Origin of the sequence: Sphingomonas sp. TDK1 (assembly GCF_001650735.1) — a bacterium.
Taxonomy (GTDB): Bacteria; Pseudomonadota; Alphaproteobacteria; order Sphingomonadales; family Sphingomonadaceae; genus Sphingomonas.
This window is the reverse complement of record NZ_LXVY01000044.1, coordinates 53,741-72,443: the sequence shown is the minus strand read 5'-3', so window position 1 is coordinate 72,443 and position 18,703 is coordinate 53,741. Positions and strand designations below refer to the sequence as shown.

The 18,703-nt window shown below is 68.8% G+C and carries 17 protein-coding genes; 9 read left to right on the top strand and 8 right to left on the bottom strand.

Annotated elements, in window-relative coordinates; genetic code table 11:
- Positions 1-37 precede the first annotated feature (37 nt).
- The 8 genes from A7X12_RS20365 to A7X12_RS20330 all read right to left on the bottom strand — a co-directional run bounded on the left by A7X12_RS20365 (position 38) and on the right by A7X12_RS20330 (position 9,374).
- Positions 38-1,288, bottom strand: a complete 1,251-nt coding sequence (locus A7X12_RS20365) for a serine hydrolase domain-containing protein (protein ID WP_232318621.1) — start codon at positions 1,286-1,288, stop codon at positions 38-40.
- Between the two features lie 113 nt (positions 1,289-1,401).
- Positions 1,402-2,550 (bottom strand): helix-turn-helix transcriptional regulator, encoded by a 1,149-nt coding sequence (locus A7X12_RS20360; RefSeq protein ID WP_064313291.1) that lies wholly within the window; start codon positions 2,548-2,550, stop codon positions 1,402-1,404.
- 294 nt (positions 2,551-2,844) lie between these two features.
- Complete coding sequence (locus tag A7X12_RS20355; protein WP_064313290.1) at positions 2,845-4,206, bottom strand: tetratricopeptide repeat protein; 1,362 nt, start codon at positions 4,204-4,206, stop codon at positions 2,845-2,847.
- Between the two features lie 96 nt (positions 4,207-4,302).
- The gene (locus tag A7X12_RS20350; RefSeq protein WP_232318620.1) at positions 4,303-5,211 is read right to left on the bottom strand and encodes a hypothetical protein; all 909 of its coding nucleotides are present in this window, start codon (positions 5,209-5,211) and stop codon (positions 4,303-4,305) included.
- Between the two features lie 102 nt (positions 5,212-5,313).
- Positions 5,314-6,216: a helix-turn-helix transcriptional regulator gene (locus A7X12_RS20345; protein ID WP_064313289.1), complete on the bottom strand. Its 903-nt coding sequence runs from the start codon at positions 6,214-6,216 to the stop codon at positions 5,314-5,316.
- On the bottom strand, positions 6,213-7,445 hold the full coding sequence (locus tag A7X12_RS20340) for an MFS transporter (protein WP_084445823.1): 1,233 nt from the start codon (positions 7,443-7,445) through the stop codon (positions 6,213-6,215). The genes A7X12_RS20345 and A7X12_RS20340 overlap by 4 nt, the downstream gene beginning before the upstream one ends.
- A gap of 137 nt (positions 7,446-7,582) precedes the next feature.
- Positions 7,583-8,533 (bottom strand): helix-turn-helix domain-containing protein, encoded by a 951-nt coding sequence (locus tag A7X12_RS20335; protein WP_198162116.1) that lies wholly within the window; start codon positions 8,531-8,533, stop codon positions 7,583-7,585.
- A 19-nt stretch (positions 8,534-8,552) separates the two neighbouring features.
- Positions 8,553-9,374 carry a pirin family protein gene (locus A7X12_RS20330; RefSeq protein ID WP_064313286.1) on the bottom strand — a complete coding sequence of 274 codons (822 nt, stop codon included), beginning with the start codon at positions 9,372-9,374 and terminating at the stop codon, positions 8,553-8,555.
- A gap of 290 nt (positions 9,375-9,664) precedes the next feature.
- Between A7X12_RS20330 and A7X12_RS20325 the strand changes: the two genes are divergently transcribed.
- The 9 genes from A7X12_RS20325 (at position 9,665) to A7X12_RS20285 (ending at position 18,653) form a co-directional block, all read left to right on the top strand.
- A complete protein-coding gene (locus A7X12_RS20325) occupies positions 9,665-10,933 on the top strand; it encodes a YceI family protein (protein WP_232318619.1) in 1,269 nt (422 codons plus the stop codon).
- 77 nt (positions 10,934-11,010) lie between these two features.
- A complete protein-coding gene (locus A7X12_RS20320) occupies positions 11,011-12,462 on the top strand; it encodes an aldehyde dehydrogenase (RefSeq protein WP_064313284.1) in 1,452 nt (483 codons plus the stop codon).
- A gap of 10 nt (positions 12,463-12,472) precedes the next feature.
- Complete coding sequence (locus A7X12_RS20315; RefSeq protein WP_084445814.1) at positions 12,473-12,979, top strand: DUF3237 domain-containing protein; 507 nt, start codon at positions 12,473-12,475, stop codon at positions 12,977-12,979.
- Positions 12,980-13,008: 29 nt separating this feature from the next.
- Complete coding sequence (locus tag A7X12_RS20310; protein WP_064313283.1) at positions 13,009-13,845, top strand: p-hydroxycinnamoyl CoA hydratase/lyase; 837 nt, start codon at positions 13,009-13,011, stop codon at positions 13,843-13,845.
- Positions 13,846-13,862: 17 nt separating this feature from the next.
- Positions 13,863-15,998 (top strand): acetate--CoA ligase family protein, encoded by a 2,136-nt coding sequence (locus A7X12_RS20305; RefSeq protein WP_064313282.1) that lies wholly within the window; start codon positions 13,863-13,865, stop codon positions 15,996-15,998.
- A 43-nt stretch (positions 15,999-16,041) separates the two neighbouring features.
- The gene (locus A7X12_RS20300) at positions 16,042-17,340 is read left to right on the top strand and encodes an MFS transporter (RefSeq protein WP_064313281.1); all 1,299 of its coding nucleotides are present in this window, start codon (positions 16,042-16,044) and stop codon (positions 17,338-17,340) included.
- Between the two features lie 32 nt (positions 17,341-17,372).
- Complete coding sequence (locus tag A7X12_RS20295; RefSeq protein ID WP_064313280.1) at positions 17,373-17,783, top strand: GNAT family acetyltransferase; 411 nt, start codon at positions 17,373-17,375, stop codon at positions 17,781-17,783.
- 6 nt (positions 17,784-17,789) lie between these two features.
- The gene (locus A7X12_RS20290; protein ID WP_064313279.1) at positions 17,790-18,137 is read left to right on the top strand and encodes an ArsC family reductase; all 348 of its coding nucleotides are present in this window, start codon (positions 17,790-17,792) and stop codon (positions 18,135-18,137) included.
- 84 nt (positions 18,138-18,221) lie between these two features.
- A complete protein-coding gene (locus tag A7X12_RS20285) occupies positions 18,222-18,653 on the top strand; it encodes a hypothetical protein (protein ID WP_232318618.1) in 432 nt (143 codons plus the stop codon).
- Positions 18,654-18,703: the final 50 nt, after the last annotated feature.

Here is an 18,703-nt window from a genome sequence, read left to right as displayed (position 1 = left end):
GTCTATCGCTGTTGTATTTTTTAAGCGATTCAGTTCGTTACTTCGGGTTCCAGGCCGCCGCCGCGTGCAGGAACGCGCCCGTTTCCTCGGTCGCCGAATCCTCGCGTCCCGGCGGGAAATAGCTGATCTTCACGACCACGGTGCGGGAGCGCGGATCGACATAGATATACTGGCCCTGCAGCCCCAGCGCGCTGTAGGCGCCGCTATTGTCCAGCAGCCACCATTGCATCGCATAGCCGGTGGGGGCGCCGGGCGCCTTGGGATCGGCCGGCGTCGAGGCGGCGGTGGACGTCTTCACCCACGCGGCCGGCACGACCTGGCGGCCATTGGCCTTGCCGCCGTCCAGCATCATCTGGCCGATCTTGGCAAAGTCGCGCAGCGTGGCGTTGAAGCCGGCGCCGCTGAATTCGCGGCCGACACCGGGCTGCCCGTCCATCAGGTAGAAGGCGTCATATTCGGCGCCGAGCGGTTCCCACAGTTTCTGGCTGGTATAGCCGGCGACGGTGGTGCCGCTCACCCGCTCGATCAGCCAGCCCAGCACGGCGGTGTCGAGCGTCTTGTACTGGAAGGTGCTGCCCGGGGCATGGGCGCGCTTGATCGTGCGGGCGGCATCGGCGAAGCGGACGACATTCTTGACCAGCGCGTCGATATGGTTGCGCGCCGCCGTGCCCGGATGCGCGAAGTCGTACCGCTCCTCATAATCGACGCCGGAGCGCATCTCGAGAATGTTGCGGATGCTCGCGCCGTCATAGCCGCTGCCCTTCAGCTCGGGCAGATAGGCGGTGATCGGATCGTCGATCGACGTGATCCGCCCGTCCGCCAGCGCGCAGCCGACGAGCAGGGACGTGACCGACTTGGTCATCGACCAGCCGATGAAACGGGAAGTCTCGTCGCTGTTGTTGCGGTAGATCTCGGTGACGATCTTGCCGTCCTTCAGGATCAGCAGCGCGTTGGTGTAGGTGCGCTCCAGAAACGCGTCGGCGCGATAGGTCTTGCCGCCGAAATCATAGCTGAAGTCCATCGGCGCGTCGGCGCGGGGAAGGCGCCACGGCGTGCCGGCATGGGCGACGGTACGGGTGGTGAACAGGCGGTCGATGCTGCGGAAGGTGAGCGAATTGATGTCGCCGTCGAGCACGTGCCAGCGCGCGATCTGCACTGCCACCGGCACCTGGGAGGGAGGTCCCCCCTGCAGCTCGGGCGGCAGCGTCTGCTGGGCCAGCGCGGGCTGGGCCGCCGCGCCCAGCAGGCAAAGAAGCAACGGCTTCAGACAGTGTTTCGGCTTGCGCATTCGCATCCTCTCTCGCGTTCCCACGGCCTTTCCGGCCGCCTTGCTGAGCGATCATGATGCCGCAGGCGCATCCCTCCCGCGGCTCCCAAATGGGATATGCGCCGCGGGACGGATCAATGCAGCTCGCCCTGCAGCTGCGCGATCACCGAGGCGTAGAGCTTGCCGACCAGATCGGCTTGGCGGCGGCTATCGGTCTTCTCCAGGATCCGCTTCATCTGGACGCGAACCGTCCCGACCGACACGCCGCGGTGCGTGGCATATTCGCTGAGCGAGCTGCCCTGCGACAAGGCGACCGCCAGCTGCGCCTCGGCCGGGGTCAGGCCGAAAAGCGCCATCACCGGCTCGGTGGCGAGCTGGGGCGCCTGGCCCGGATCGATCAGCACCAGCGCTACTTCGCTCTCCGCATCGCCCCAGCGGCGGCATGCGTCGCCGGCCAGCGTCTCCAGGGGCAGCGCCAGTGCCTGGACGTGGCGGCCGTCGCGCATGTGGAAGCAGGCGGCGGCGGTCCGGTCGTCGGGACGTGCGGCCAGCAGGCGCGCGAGCCCCTGCCGCCCCTCGACCGAGGTGCCGCGCAGGCGATCCTGGACGATCGTCATCGAAGCACCCTGGTGCAGCATCCGCAGCGCCGCCGCGTTGCGCCACCGGACGTCGCCGAGGCGCGAAGACAGGACGATGCCGACGCGCAGCCGGTCGAGCACGCCGGCCATGGCCGTCTCGGCCGCCCGTGCCGCGTGCAGCTTCGCGGAGAGTTCGGCAACGCGTTGCAGGTGCGGCGCGATTTCCTCGAGGAAGCGGGCGTCGCGGCCGTCCAGCTCGGCGCCGTCGCCCAGGGCGCGATGCAGGATCAGGCTCAGATAGCGATCGGGCGCGAGTTCGAGCAGCACCCCCGTTCCGCCGCGCAAGCCGATCTGCGCCAGCCGGTGCCGGGTCTCCCGGATCCCGGCCGATCCCGGCGTGAAGCGCTCACGATCGGTCAGCACCACCGCGGATGCCCGTGGCAGCTTGGCCAGGTCGACGGTCAGGCGCGGGTTGTCGGGATTGTTGATCCAGCGATCATGCTCCTGCGCATGGGCATGCGAGAAGGAATCGCGGTCCTGCCATTCGTGGACGAGCAGGGTGCCGCACCGCCGGTAGAGCTGCACGGCGGCGCTGCGCGTGCCGAGGCCGGCGCAGATCTCGTCGAGCACGGATCGCCAGCGGCTGGCATCGTCGCAGCAGCCGTACAGGGCTGGAAGGATCGGCGAGCCGGGAAGGGTTTCCATGGCATCCTCTCACGCATCTATGTTTATTGCTATGATGTATAACAGTATCGGTTGATGCGCCAGCCCGATGCGTGCGTCCTGCAAACGAAGGGGGGCCGGTGTGGGACGGGTGCAACACTGATCGCGAATGACGTGCATTATACGTTTCGCGACGATAGCCGGGCGGTCGAGAAGGTCGCTTCGGGCTGAGGGGAATGACGATTGGCGGTATGCGCTTCATCCGGGTGTTGGCGCTGGCGGAAGCGCCCCCGGACCCGCCCGCGCCGCTGACGAAGACCCATGGCGCCGGGCGGCCTAGTCGTTGAGCGGCGCCAGGATCAGCGTGATGCGATCATGGCCGGCGGCGATGTCGAGCGTCTCGCCCGCCACCACGTCGATCGGTTCGGGGAAGCTGTGCAGCACCTGCAGCCAGCCGCCGTCGCTGTACCGGTCGGGATGGTTGTCGAAGGTGACGCCGTCCCACAGATCGATGTGCATCCACTGCACGATGCCGATCGCGCGACCGCTCGCGGTGACGGGAATGCGCAGTCGCACCAGCGTTGCATCGTGCTTCTTTTCGGCGAGGTCCAGCCGGACCAGTTCCACATCGTCCGACAGCCGCGTCCAGTCCGTCATCGTGCCATGGATCGGCAGTCGCTGCGGCGCGAAGGCGCCGAAGGGCGACAGATCGAACCCCGAAACGTCGCCGACGAACGCATAGTCCGCCAGGTTCTCGCTTGCGACCAGACAGCCCATCGCGCTTGCGACGCGCGGGATGACGACGGCATCGGCGGCGAGCAGGCGGCGATGCGCGTCTTCGAACGTATCGAGCACCTTTTCGGTGAGCAGGTCGCTCGACAGGATCTCCGACACGAGGATGTCCGCCGGCGCGTCCAGCTCCGCGCCGATAGCGAGTTCGGTGGACGGTCTGGCGTGGACGGTGATGCGCGCCGCATAGCCGTTGCGGGCGACGATCTGCTGCGCCATTTCCGCGATCATCGGTTCCATCTCGCAGGCGACGACCTGCTGCGCGCCGGCGCGTGCGGCCATCAAGGACAGCAGGCCGCTGCCCGCGCCGATGTCCAGCACGCGCGCCGCGGTGCCGCGCGCGCGGATCGCGGCCTGGATCGCCGCCTCGAACGCATCGTTGCGCGGCGCGTCGTTCATCATCGGGATATGCCAGAAGGGCACCGATCCCGAGCCGAGCCGGCGCATCTGGTGGCGCAGATGCAGGTTGCCCGGCTGCAACATCAGTGCCTCGCGGAAGTGCCGGAGGGCATCCAGATTCCGACCGCCATCGGCAAGCACCACGGCGAGGTTGCCGATCAGCGTCGGATTGTCGGGATCGGCCCGGTTGGCGCGTTCCAGCGTGGCGATCGCCTCGGCGGTACGGCCGAGCCAGTGCAGCGTCAGTCCCTTTTCGTGGAGGGCGACGGCGTGATCGGGCTGGATCCCGAGGAGCGCATCCCATGCCGCGAGCGCGTCTTCCGGGCGGGACAGACGGCCGAGAATGCCGGCAAGCAGCGGCAGCACATCGGCGGGGCGATAGCCATGGGCCAGGACGACCCTGAACTTGGCTTCCGCGCCTTCCAGGTCCCCCTGTTCGTGCAGGGTGATGGCTTTATCCAGCGCTGCACGAGCCTCGGTCAATGGGTCGGGGAGGCGCGTGTCGGTCAAGTCGATCGTCCTTAATATCGGGTTATCGGGCGGCCCGGTCCCGATATGCCATTCGTGTCGAACCGCAATAGCCCCCGCGTCATCGCGCGCAGCGGCTCAGTCGATGCGCTTTTTCCGAATGGTCCAGGCCGGATCCGTGCACAGCCGGCACGCGCTTCCCCGGAACCAGTCCCCGGCCCTCCTGTCACCGCGCAGCTGCCATTCGAGCCAGGCCACATCGATTGCCGCGGCACGACCGCCATTGGGAGCGTCGAAGGTGCCGCCATGGCCCACGTCGAGGCTGGCGAGGAGCGCGGGAACGGTGTCGATCCGGTCGAAATCGTCATTGCCGTTCGGCCAGGCGATATCGGATGGGCCGCCCATCACGTAGAGAATGGGCGTGTGAAGCCGGCGCAATGCCGACTTGTCGATCGTGATGCCCCGGATCGGATTGGTGCCGTCCTTGAACACACCGCTGTTGTGCACGATCACCGCGTGCACGCGCGGATCGGCCGCGATCTCCAGCGCCTGAAGGCCGCCGCAGCTGTGCCCGGACACCGCGACCATCCGGGGGGCAATGCGGTGGTAAAGGGGGCTGCCGCGTCGTTCATTCTCGGCCACTGCCCAGTCGATGCCCGCGGCGACCTGCGCGGTGGTCGTCCTGACCCCCAGCGGACCGGGCGGGGGCGGCGTCTGCGGGCGCGGGGGCGCGCCGGGCCCGCTCAGCACGCGACCGGGCGCGATCACCAGATAGCCGTGCGAGGCGATCTCGGCGAGGTGCAGCCGCACGCTTGCGCCGTCATCGCTGCAGGCGCCGTTACCCCAGACCAGCAACCCCAGCTTCCTGCCGCCCAGCGCTGCGAGGTCGGCAGGCTGGTACAGCACATGGTCGGGCAGGGTTGGATCCACGTATTTCCGCGCAGAATAAGGGCCCGTGCCGGGGGTATCTGGCACGACCTGCGGGGCGCTCCGCGCAGCGGGCGCGCCATGGCCGGGCCCCGCCGCCGAAAGGCCAAGAAGCATCATCGCCAAAGCCCTGGTAGCGTGCCGCATCCGCCGTTCCTCTCCCGTGTCTGTGCGGCGATGATGTTCCAGCGCTGCGCTTCGGACAAGGGGCAGTGCGCCGGGTCAGCCGAGCAGCGCCTTGCGGAAGGCGCTGGGCGTCGTCCCCGTCGCGCGGCGGAAGCTGTTCGCGAAATGCTGCGAATGGGAAAAGCCGCACGCCATCGCGATATCGGTGATCGACGCGGCGCGGTCCGCGAGCATCTCCTTGGCATGGGCCACGCGACGCTCGAACACGAAACGGGCAGGGGTCAGGCAGGTCGCCTGGAGAAAGGCGCGGGCGAAATGACGCACGCTGATCCCGACAAGGCCCGCAAGCTCATGCAGGCCGATGGGTTCGTGCAGGCGCTCCATGACATAGGTCTCGATCTGGCGGAGTGCGTGCGGGGGCAATCCGCCCCTGGCGACCGGCGGGCCACGATCGGGTGCCTCCAGCGCGACCTGCAGGCGTGCGATCGTCTGTAGCGCCCAACCCTGCGCCATCAGCGGAAAGGTGGCGTCGTCGCGCCAATCCTGCAGCTGGGCGAGACTCTGTTCCAGTCGCGTATCGGAAAAGCCGATCAGCGGGCGGTCGAGGAGGAACTGTGCCTTATCCTCGAACAGCGCGGTATCGATGAACGCCACATGGTAAGTGAGGAACGGATCGGTGTGGAACAGGGCCTTCACCGGAATACCGGGCGGGATAATGCCGAGAAGACCGCGACGGGCATTGTCGATGCGGGTCATCTCGCCATCGGTTTCGATCTCGAAGCCCTGGATGCCGGTGCGCCACCAGAGCAGCGACAGCGCAGGCTGACGGATCCGCCAGTCGACCGGGGCGGTGGGCTGCAGCGAAATCGTCTCCAGCCGAACGGATGCCGAGCTCTGTACCGTCCGGGTGGTCATCACGCCGTTGACCTGCCGGTAATATTCGGGGCTCTGTTCCGGCGCCGCGAAGTGAAAGGCTTCCGGCGCCTTGGGCGTCGTCATCTGGCCGATGCCTGCGGGATCGCCCGCAGCACGCTGCCCAGCAGCGCCGTGGCGAGTGCCGCCGCGCAGGCACCCTGCCAGCCCAGCGTCGCGAGAAGGGCCGTCATCGCCAGCGACATCGCGCCGGCGGCAACGAACTTGGTGGAGAGATAGACGGCGTTCACCCGCACCCGCAGCTCCGGCTCCAGCCGGTACAGCACGGTTCGCAAATTGATGTCGCTCCCGGTGCCGCCGAGGCCGATGGCGATGATCGCCGCGACGATGCCGACATAGCAGTCGCCGCAAAGCAGCGCCGCCGCCCATCCCACCGCGATAAGCCCCAACCACATCCGCAGGAGGACGGTCGCGTCGATGCGATCGCCCAGGCGGCCGATCCAGGGCGCGAGCGGCGCGGGCACGAAACCGAGCAGCGCGAGATTGCCGATACCGGCCAGATCCAGCCCGAAGGCCGGCCCGCGGAGATGGACGCCCAGAACCACCCAGATCGACGTGAACGATCCGAAGGCGATCGCCTGCAGCAGCGTCGCACGCCACAGGATCGGATGGGTGGCGAACAGCCGCGGCAGCGATGCGAGCTGCGGCGCATAGGGTAGTTTCGAGCGGGTGCCGTCCGGGCGCATCACTCCCAGCAGCAGCATCGCCGCGCCGCCGGTCAGGACGGCGGCGATCAGGAACACCGCTCTCCATCCCAGCAGGTTGCCGATATACCCCGCCTCGACCCGTGCGAACCCCGCCCCGAGGAGCAGGCCCATGGCGAGCAGGCCGGTGGCATGGCCCCGCGCGCTCGCGGGCAGGTGCCGGCTGGCGTAGAGGGGCAGGACATAGGTGACGATGCCGCACAGGCCGACGGTCAGTGCCCCCAGCCGGAACGGCAGCGCCGTACCCGCGCGGGACATCAGCAACAGGCCCAGGGCATCCAGCGCAAGGACGCTGGCCACCAGTCGGCGCGGGTCGAACAGATCGGCCAGAGGCAGCAGCAACAGCATGCCGAGCGCGGCGCCGAGTTGTACCGTGGTGACGATGGAGCCGGTGACGGCGGGTGCGATCCGCAGGTCGCGGGCGATGTCCGCCAGGATCGGCTGGCAGTAATAGGTGTTTGCCGCGCAGATCGCGGTGGCGAAGGCCAGCAGCAGCACCTCGTGCCGTTTGAGCGGCAACCCGCTGCCCGGCGAGGCGACGATGCCATGTGGCGCGGGGGCGCTGTACGATCGTTCGAACCTAGCCCGCATCGTCCACTCTCGCCGCCAACCCACACGAAAGGCGTGCAGAGCGCCACCGATCGACGTACGCCCCCGTACGAGACGAACTGTGACAGCTTCGCAACGAAGCGGCACCCCGTACGGCGGTATACCATTTGCCGGTGGCGCTATCCGCGCGTGCGCTGGCGGTATGCCTCCGGCGCGAGGCCGCTGTGGCGGCGAAAACGCTCTGCAAAGTAGCGGATCCCGGCATAGCCGACCGAGCGGGCAATCCAGGCGATCGGCCAGTCGGTAGCACGCAGGAGCACTTCCGCTCGCTCCAGCCGCCGCGCGCGGACGAAGCGGGAAAGCGACTGGCCGGTGGAGAGCCGGAAGGCGGCAGCGAAGCGCGACACGGGCATGCTCAGCAGATCCGCCAGTTCGATCGTGCCGATCCGCCGGTCCAGATTGGCCGCGATATAGTCCTCGATCTGCAGCAGGCCGGGTCGCTCGATCCGGCGCTGGAGCGAGGGCGCGGGCGGTGCGACGCCGGGCAGCCTTGCCAGCGCCTGCAGGGCCCAGCCTTCGGCCATCAGGCTGAACGTCGGATCGTGCTGCCATTCGATCAGCGCATGCATGCTCGCGAGAAGCGCATCGTCCTCGAAGATCAGCGCCCGTTCGAGGAGCGACCGCCCCTGCGCGTGGACCAGCGCCGGATCGATCGTGAACACGTCATATTGGCACAGGCCGGTGAGATGGAATTCGCCGAGGATCGCTGCCCGCGGCGGCAACACCACCAGCTTGGGCCGCGCGCCGGCCGGCATGGACACGCGCTGATCGGCGATGTCGGCCTCATATGGGCCGAACCCCGTGTGCCAGGAAATGAACGTCAGGTGCGGTTGGCGGAATCGCACCGGCACGATCTCCTCCGCGTGGCGCGTGATCCGCTCGGCGACGACCAGCGACGATGTCGAGACGGCGTGGTCGCGAAGCGACGCGGCGACATGCCGGTAGAATTCGCCGCGCCGGATCTGCGGGGCCGCCCGGTCGCGCCCTTCCGGCTGCGGGCGGGGGATGGGGGAAGGGGGTGTCGCCCCGCGCTCGGGTGCGGCTTTCCTGTCAGGCTTGTACGCTGTCACGGATTTCGGCCGGTGCGCATCACGCGTCGGCAAGAAGGCGGCCGGTCCGGGCATCCGCATAGGCGGCTTCGATCTCCGCCATGCTGCCGCCCGCGAACGGGCCATAGGCCACGATCGGCTCGGCGAAGATCGGGCTGGCATAGGCGATCACGGTTGCCGCCTGCGTGCAGGTCACCGTTACGTCGGCGGGGGCCGCGTCCGGGCGCAGCCAGAGGACCTCGCCCGGCGCGCAGGACCGGCCCGCCACGACCGGCGCGCCGGCCAGGACGTAGAGGAACATCCGTTCGCCGATCGGCATGGGCAGATGCATCGCTGCGCCGGCATCCAGCTGCACATGGCGGATCGTGAGGGGCCATTCGCTCCAGGCCGCGCCCTCGGGCGGCGCGATTCCGTAGCTATGGACGACATGGCCGGGGCCGGTTTCGAGCACGGCCTGCGCCTTGCGTTGTTCACGCGTGCCCGGCGCGCTGCGGCGCAAGCGGGCGGGGAGGGCGAGCCAAAGCTGCAGGGCATGGACCGGGCCGTCGACCGGCTCGCCGCCATGCTCGATGCCCCGGCCCGCGGTCATCCACTGCACGTCGCCTTCGCCCAGAATGCCGCTGTTGCCCAGATGATCGCCGTGGCGAAGGCGGCCGGACAGCAGGACGGTGACCGTCTCCAGCCCGCGATGGGGGTGGGGGTGAAAGCCGGAGCCGGGCTCGAGGAAATCCTCCACCAGCAGGATGAAGGGAAGCTGCCGGTCGATATGCGCGGGATCCACGACGAAGCGGTTCTTCGCCCCCGGGCCCAGCGCATTGAAGCCGCCGACGCGGTCCACCCGCTCGATCGACGCGCGGCTCATGCCTGCCTCCGTACCAGTGCCCAAATCGTCCGCATGCCCTAGCCCGTTCCTCAGGAAACCCTGACAAGTGATGGCCGCAGGCGGGCATTTCCCGCACCCCCTACCGCGGCACGGGTTGCGCTTCCGGCGATGTGGAGCCGCGTGGAACGCTGCGTTTCCGGGCGCGCACTTGTCGAGCGGCATCGGGAAAGCGCAACATCAGGTCGTTGCGCCATCGACTCGGAGCCCGGGATCATGCGCTTCCGTGCGCGGCATGGGTCGCGTGCGCATCGGAACGAGCGAGGCAGTGCGTGGCAGGGTTGAAACAACGATATAGCGGGATCGCGATCCTGCTCCACTGGGCACTGGCGCTGCTGCTGCTGTTCCAGCTGGGACTGGGTTGGGCGCTGGAGGACCTGCCGCGCTCCACGCTCTTCATCGCATTCCAGTTCCACAAGTCGGTCGGCATTCTGATCCTGGTGCTGTCGCTGGCGCGGTTGCTCACGCGGCTGTTCGTCGCACGCCCGCCCGCCGAAGGCGCTCCGGCGCTGAAGCTGCTGGCGAGCGCGGTGCATTGGGGCCTGTACGGCGTGATGATCCTGGGGCCGATCACCGGCTGGATCATCGTCTCCACCGCGCGGGTGAAGCTGCCGACGCTGCTGTTCGGCACGATTCCGTTGCCGCACCTGCCGCTCGGCACGGCATGGAACGCGCCGGCCGAGACGATCCACGGACTGATCGGCTGGCTGCTTGCCGGGCTGTTCGTGCTGCACGTGGCGGGCGCGCTGCGCCACCATCTGCTCCGCGACGACGTGATCGGGCGGATGATGCCGGCGGCGCTGTCGCGGCGCCCGGCGCTGTCGATCGCGGTGGTCGTGGCGCTGACGGCGTGCGTCGCGGCGTTCTTCGCGGGTTCGTGGCGGTACAAGGGCCACGCCGACGTGCCGACGCCCTCGCAGCCGCTGCCCACGCCGGGCTCGACGCCCGAACTGCCGGCCGCCCCGGCCCCGACTCCGACGCCGGAAGCCTCGGCCAGCCCGGAACCGACGCCTTCGCCCTCGGCCTCGGCGAGCGATGCCGCGATGCCCGTGCGCAGCTGGAAGGTGGCGCCGGGCGGCACGCTGGGCTTCCGCACCGTCTATAGCGGCGAGACGATCAACGGGCGCTTCACCCGCTGGACCGCCGACATCCAGTTCAGCCCCGACGACCTGGCCCATTCGAAGATCGCGGTCGACATCGACCTCGTCTCGGTGAGCAGCGGCGACTCGGAGCGCGACGACACGCTGAAGGGCGACGATTTCTTCGGTACCGCCGCGCATCCCAGGGCCCGCTTCACCGCGACGCGGATCCGCAAGCAGGGTAACGGCTATGTCGCCGACGGGACGCTGGCGCTGGCGGGCGCGACCAGGCCGATGCCGGTAAGCTTCACGCTCAAGATCGATGGCGACCACGCCCAGGCGAGCGGCACCGCGACGGTGAAGCGCCTCGCCTTCGGGGTCGGCAAGGGCCAGTGGAGCGATGCCAGCACCATTCCGGACGCCGTCGCCGTGACGTTCCGCTTCGCCGCCGACGCGAAATAAAACCCCGCAGACCCCCCTTGCCTGTCCTGCGATAAAAGCTATGCTACATAACAATAGCACGCAGGACAGGAGAGGTCATGTCTGCAAGCCGAGTTTCGCTGAGCGTGGGCGGTGCCCCACGCGAGGCCGCGCGTACCTTCGAGCGTCGTAACCCCGTTACCGGCGCGGTGGCGACCACCGCCGCCGCCGCCAGCACCGACGATGCGCTCGCCGCCGTCGCTGCCGCCCAGGCGGCATTTCCCGCCTGGTCCGCGCAGGGCCCCAATGCCCGCCGCGCCCTGCTTACCAAGGCAGCCGCCGCGATGGAGGCCCGCGCCGACGCATTCGTCGATGCGATGATGGCCGAGATCGGCGCGACCGAGGGCTGGGCCCGCTTCAACCTGATGCTCGCCGCGTCGATGATCCGCGAGGCCGCCGGGCTCACCACCCAGATCAGCGGCGAGGTGATTCCTTCCGACAAGCCGGGGTGCATCGCCATGGCGGTGCGCGAGCCGGCGGGCGTGGTGCTCTCGATGGCGCCGTGGAACGCGCCGATCATCCTCGCCACCCGCGCGATCGCGGTGCCGCTCGCCTGCGGCAATACGGTGGTGCTGAAGGCGAGCGAGCAATGCCCGCGCACCCACGCGCTGATCATCGAGGCGTTCGTCGAGGCCGGCTTCGGCGGCGGCATCGTCAATCTCGTCACCAATGCTCCCGAAGATGCCGGCGACGTGGTCGGCGCGATGATCGACGCGCCCGCCGTGCGCCGGGTGAACTTCACGGGATCGACCGGCGTGGGGCGGATCATCGCGGTGCGGTGCGCGCAGAACCTGAAGCCGGTGGTGCTCGAACTCGGCGGCAAGGCGCCGCTGATCGTGCTGGACGATGCGGATCTGGACGAAGCGGTGAAGGCCGCGGCGTTCGGCGCGTTCATGAACCAGGGCCAGATCTGCATGTCCACCGAACGGATCATCGTCGTCGATGCCGTGGCCGATGCGTTCGTGGAGAAGTTCAGGGCCAAGGTCGCCACCATGGCGGTCGGCGATCCGCGTGCGGGCACGACGCCCCTGGGCGCCGTGGTCGACACCAAGACCGTCGCCCATGTGCAGAGCCTGGTGGACGATGCGGTGGCGCAGGGAGCGGCGCTGGTGAACGGCGGCGCCGCGGACGGCGTGCTCATGCCGGCGCATGTCGTCGACAAGGTCACGCCCGCGATGAAGCTGTTCCGGGACGAGAGCTTCGGGCCCGTCGTCGGCGTGATCCGCGCCCGCGACGAGGCGCATGCGATCGAACTGGCCAACGATACCGACTATGGCCTGTCGGCTTCGGTCTTCACGCGCGACGCGGCGCGGGGGCTTCGGGTGGCGCGGCAGATCCAGTCGGGCATCTGCCATGTCAACGGGCCCACCGTGCATGACGAGGCGCAAATGCCGTTCGGCGGTGTGAAGGCCTCCGGCTATGGCAAGTTCGGCGGCAAGGCGGGGATCGAGAGCTTCACCGAACTGCGCTGGATCACGCTGGAAACCCAGCCCGGCCACTTCCCGATCTGAGCAGATCGACATGTCCCTCGTCTCCTGTCCCCCCGAAGGCGCCGAGGGCATCCCCTCGGCGCCACCCCCGGGCCTCGCCTATGCGTTCTCGGCGCGGGTCGAGATCGCGCCGCCGGTGGACCGCGGGGCGGTGGATGGCGGCCGGGCGCGCTTCATCGCGATCACGGGCGGCCGCATCACCGGCCCGCGGCTGAACGCGACGGTGCTGCCGGGCGGCGGCGACTGGCAGACGATCCTGCCGGGCGGCGTGACGCGCGTGCTCGCCCGCTATTTCCTGCAGGCCGACGACGGCACCGTGATCGGGATCGAGAATCCGGGCCTGCGCGTCGCCAGCGAGGCGGTCACCGCCCAGCTGGCGCGCGACGAACCGGTCGAGCCCGACGCCTATTATTTCCGCACCACGCCGCGCTTCGAAGTGGCCGAGGGGCCGCACGCCTGGCTGGCGCGCACCGTGTTCGTCGCGCGCGGCATCCGCCGGCCGACCCATGTGATCATCGACTTCTATTGCGTCGAATGACGCCGCACTTTTCAGAAAGGCAAAGCAGCATGACCGATCCGATCCAAGACGCCACCGTTGCCTATGACGTGATCGATGGTATCGCCTGGGTGCGCTTCAACCGCCCGGACAAGCGCAACTGCATGTCGCCCCGGCTCAACCGCCGGATGATGGAAGTGCTCGACGCGCTGGAATATCGCGACGATGTGGGCGTGCTGGTGCTGAGCGGCGAGGGTACCGCCTGGTCCGCCGGCATGGACCTGAAGGAATATTTCCGCGAGAACGAGGCCAAGGGGCTGGGCGCCACCCGCGGTGCCCAGCGCGAGGCCTATGGCTGGTGGCGCCGCCTGCGCTGGTACCACAAGCCGACCATCGCGATGGTCAACGGCTGGTGCTTCGGCGGCGGCTATGGCCCGCTGTTCGGGTGCGACCTCGCCTTTGCGGCGGAGGAGGCGCAGTTCGGGCTTTCGGAGATCAACTGGGGCATCCTGCCCGGCGGCGGCGCGTCCAAGGTGATCGCCGAGCTGACCGGCTTCCGCAACGCGATGTACCACGCGATGATGGGCGAGAATATCAGCGGCAAGAAGGCCGCCGAATGGGGGCTGGTGAACGAGGCGGTGCCGCTGGAGGGCCTGAAGGCCCGTGTCGAGGAAGTGGCCAAGGTGCTGCAGGCCAAGAACCCGGTGGCGCTCAAGGCGACCAAGGACGCGATCCGCCGGGTCCGCGAGATGACCTATGACAATGCCGAGGATTATCTGATCCGCGCGCAGGAAGCGGCCAACAGCTACGACAATGAAGGCCGGAAGGAAGGCATCAAGCAGTTCATCGACGACAAGACGTACAAGCCGGGCCTCGGCGCGTACGACAAGTCCAAGCACAACGCCTGAGACCGGGGAGGGCACCGATGACCGTCGATACGCTTTCCCCGCCATCCGCCGCCACCAGCGGCCTCGCGCTCGATCGGCTGTTGCGGCCGAAATCGGTCGTGATCGTGGGCGCCTCGGACAAGCCCGGGGCGCTCGGCGCCTCGGTGCTCGCCAATCTGGAGCGCAACGGCTTTGCCGGTGCCATCCACCTGATCAATCCCAAGCGGGATACGATCGGCGGGCGGGCCTGCCTGCCCAGTGTGGACGCGCTTCCGGAGGGCGTGGATGCCGCCGTGCTCGCCATCCCGCGCGCCGGGGTGGTGGAGACGATCCGCGCACTCGCCGCCCGCAAGGTAGGTGCCGCGATCGTCTTCTCGGCCGGCTTCGCCGAAGGCGGCGAGCAGGGCCTGGCCGATCAGCGCGAGATCGCCCGCATCGCCGCCGAGGCCGGCATGGTGATCGAGGGCCCCAACTGCCTCGGACTCGTCAACTATGTCGAGCGAGTGCCGCTGACCTTCGTCGAGACGCTCGTGCCGGAGCGCGGGCCCGGCGCCGGTATCGGCATCGTCTCGCAGAGCGGCGCGATGGCGGCCGTGCTGGCGACGACGCTGCTCAGCCGCGACCTGGCGGTCACGCTGTCGGTCTCGACCGGCAACGAGGCGGCAAGCGGCGTCGAGGATTATGTCGACTATTGCGTCGCGGATCCGGACACGCAGGTGATCGCGATGATCGTCGAGCAGTTCCGCAAGCCGCAGCGCTTTCTGGCGGCGGCGCGGGCGGCGCGGGCAGCGGGCAAGCTTGTCGTGCTGCTCCACCCCGGCAAGAGCAGCGCCGCACGCGAATCCGCCGCGACGCATACCGGGGCGATGGCGGGCGACTATCAGCTGATGCGGGTGATGGTGGAGCGTGCCGGCGTGGTGTTCGCCGAGACGCTGGAGGAACTGGGCGACATCACCGAGATCGCCGCGCGCTGCCCCGCCTTGCCCGGCGGCGGGACCGCGGTGCTGGGCGAATCGGGCGCGTTCAAGGCGCTGACGCTCGACCTGTGCGAAGGCCTGGGCGTACCGCTGCCGGCGCTCGACGATGCCAATGCGCCGGCGCTCCGGGCGGCGATGCCGCCGTTCGTCGGCGTCAGCAACCCGCTCGACATCACCGCGCAGGGTCTGGTCGAGCCCGACATGTATTACCGCTTGCTCAAGGCGCTGGGCGGGGACGATCGCTTCGGCTGCGTGGTCGCGGGCATCATCCTTACCGACCCGGCGACGGTGGCGATCAAGCTGCCGCCGATCCTGCGGGCGGTGGAGGAAGCGCCGTTCGCCAAGCCGCTGATCTTCGCAGGGCTGGACGAGGGGGCACCGCTGGGCGCGGAGAATATCGCCCGGCTGCGGGCGGCCGGGGTGCCGTGCTTCGGGTCTACCGAGCGCGTGTTCCGCGCGATCGCACGCCTTTCGGCGCATACGGCGCGGGATTTCGCCCTTGGTGAGGACGCACCACTGGCCTGCGAGAACCTGCCGCTGGGCGGCGTGGTGCCGGAATATCGCGCCAAGGCCGTGCTCGGGCCGCTCGGCGTGCCGTTCCCCAAGGGCGGCTTTGCCTCCACCGCGGACGAGGCGGTGCGGATCGCCGACGAGATCGGCTATCCGGTGGTGCTGAAGGCCCAGTCGGCCGCGCTCAGCCACAAGAGCGACGCGGGCGGCGTGGTGCTGAACCTCGCCGATGAAGCCGAGCTGCGCGCCGGCTGGCGCAAGCTGCACGGCGATGTCGCGCGGCACCGGCCCGACCTGACGCTGGACGGCGTGCTGGTCGAAGGCATGGGCAAGCGCGGCGTGGAACTGATCGTCGGCGCCAAGCGCGATCCCGAATGGGGACCGGTGATCCTCGCCGGCTTCGGCGGGGTGACGGCGGAGATCCTGCAGGACGTGCGGCTGCTGCCCTGCGACCTGACGCTCCCGGCCATCGAGCGCGAGTTGCACCAGCTGAAGAGTGCGGCCATCCTGCGCGGCTGGCGCGGCGCACCGGCGCTGGACGTGCCGGCGGTGGCGGCGCTGATCGCCCGGCTGGCGCAGATACTGGTCGCCGAGCCTTCGATCCGCGAGGTGGACCTGAATCCCGTGGTGGTGCACCCCATGGGCGAAGGGGTGGTGGCGCTCGATGCGCTGATGCTCACCGCCTGAAGAACGACAACGGGGCGACACACGCCCGGAGGAGAGGTTTGAAATGGCGGAGTCGTCCGGAATCCTGCGGCGGCTCGACGAGGCGCCGCTGAGCCGCACGCAGATGCTGGGCATCCTGCTGTGCCTGTTGCTCAACGCGCTCGACGGGTTCGACGTGCTGGCGATCAGCTTCGCTTCGCCGGGCATCGCGGCGGAATGGGGCATCGATCGGGCGGCGCTGGGGCTGGTGCTGTCGATGGAGCTGATCGGCATGGCGGTCGGATCGGTCGTGCTCGGCGCCTTTGCCGATCGTGCGGGGCGGCGACCGGCGATCCTGCTCTGCCTCGTCATCATGGCGGCGGGGATGCTGGCGGCGACCTTCGCCCGCAATGTCGAGATGCTTTCCGCCTTCCGGCTGTTCACCGGCCTCGGCATCGGCGGCATGCTGGCGTGCACCAATGCGATGGTGGCGGAACTGGCCAATGCCCGCACCCGCAGCCTGGCGGTGGGGCTGATGGCCTCGGGCTATCCGGTCGGCGCGATCGTCGGCGGATCGATCGCGGCGAAGCTGCTGGTCGGCGGCGACTGGCGGCATGTCTTCCTGTTCGGGGCCGGCATGACCGCGCTCTTCCTGCCGCTCGCCTGGTTCCTGCTGCCCGAATCGATCCGCTACCTGTTCCAGCGCCAGCCGGCGAATGCGCTCGCCCGTGCCAACATCTTGCTCGCGCGGATGGGTCAGCGGGCGATCGCGGCGCTGCCGCCCCCCGCCGACGCGGGTGGCAAGCTGCCGCTGGCGCAGCTGTTCGCCGGGCCGCTGGCACGCACGACGATCCTGCTCACGGTCGCCTATTTCTGCCACATCATGACCTTCTACTTCATCCTGAAATGGGTGCCGAAGATCGTCGTCGACATGGGCTATCCGCCCTCGCAGGCGGCGGGCGTGCTGGTCTGGGCCAATGTCGGCGGGCTGGCGGGCGCGGTGCTGCTCAGCGTGCTCAGCTGGCGGCTGCCGCTCCGCCCGCTGCTGGTGGTGGCGCTGGTCGCCGCAACCGCGATGGTGACGCTGTTCGGCCAGGGCCAGCGCGATCTGAGCGGGCTGGCGCTGATCGCCGGGATCGCCGGCTTCTGCACCAACGCCGGCGTCGTCGGCATGTATGCGCTGATCGCGCAGAGCTTTCCGACCGAGGCGCGCGGATCGGGCACGGGGTTCGTGATCGGCGTGGGGCGCGGCGGCGCGGCGCTGGGGCCGATCGTCGCCGGGCTGCTGTTCACGATGAACCTCGGCCTGCCGGTGGTCGCGCTGGCGATGGCCGGCGGTTCGCTGGTGGCCGCGGCGGCGCTGCTGGGGCTCAAGCGGGGATAGGCGTGCGGCGCACGGCGCGATAGACTCGCGTCATGACGATCCAGGAAGCAAGCGCGGCCGACCGGGAAGCGGTGGTGGCGCTGTGGCACGCAGCGGGGCTGACGCGCCCGTGGAACGACCCCGCCGCCGATTTCGACCGGGCGGTGCACGGGCCAAGCTCCGCCCTGTTGTTGCTGCGCGACGGGGGAACGCTCCTCGGCAGCGCGATGGTGGGCGAGGACGGGCATCGCGGCTGGATCTATTATCTGGCCGTCGCAGAGAGCGCCCGCGGGCAGGGGCATGGCCGGGCCCTGATGATCGCGGCCGAAGACTGGCTCCGCGCCCGGGGCTGCCCCAAGCTCCAGCTGATGGTCCGCGAGGGCAATGATGCGGCGATCGGTTTCTATCGCGCGCTGGGTCTGGAGGTGCAGCCGGTTGTGACGCTGGGCCGTTTCCTGCACTAGGGCGGCATGACCATCGCGCTCTACGGAATCAAGAATTGCGACACGATGAAGAAGGCCCGGGCCTGGCTCGACGCCAACGCCATCGTCCATGTCTTTCATGACTATAAGGTCGAGGGCGTGGATCCCGCACGGCTCGCCCGCTGGATCGCGATGGAGGGCTGGGAGCCGCTGCTGAACCGCGCCGGGACGACCTTCCGCAAGCTTCCGGAGATTGACAAGATCGACCTTGATTCGGCCAAGGCCAGCGCCCTGATGATCGCGCAGCCTTCGATGATCAAACGCCCGGTGCTGGAATATCCGGGTGGTCTGCTGATCGGATTCGCGGCGGAACGCTACGCGCGCGCGTTGCTCTGAGTGCGAAAATTTCCCGCATTCATGGCCTAACACCCGTGTTTATCCTAAATTAACACCGTAAATAACACGGATTATTGGGGTCGCATGGCGTCTTACATTCGGCAACGACCGGCCGGCTGGTTCCGGACCGTCGCGACGATGCTGGTCCTTTGGGGACTGCTCGGCTGCCTGGTCTTCTATGCGCATGCGACGCTGACGCCGCAGCGGGCGGGTGAGCCTGGTTTCTGGAACTGGGAATATTATCAGGCGGTTCCGCGGTGGTTCCTGATCGATTACGCGATCGGGGTGGGCAGCAGCCTGCTCGGTTCGCTGGCGATGCTGCGGCGATCGCGCAAGGCGAATATCCTGTACGTCGTGTCGCTCGCGGCGGTGATCGTGCAGTTCGGCTATCTGTTCGCGACCGGGCTGGTGTCCGGCCCGCTCCAGACGTTCGTCGTGCCGGCCTTCATCCTGGGCGTGGCAACCTTCCAGATCTGGCTTGCCGGCATGGCGACGCGGCGCGGCTGGCTGCGCTGAGCTGCGCAGGACGGCCCTGAAAACGAGGATGGTGGTTAGGCTGGCGGCCC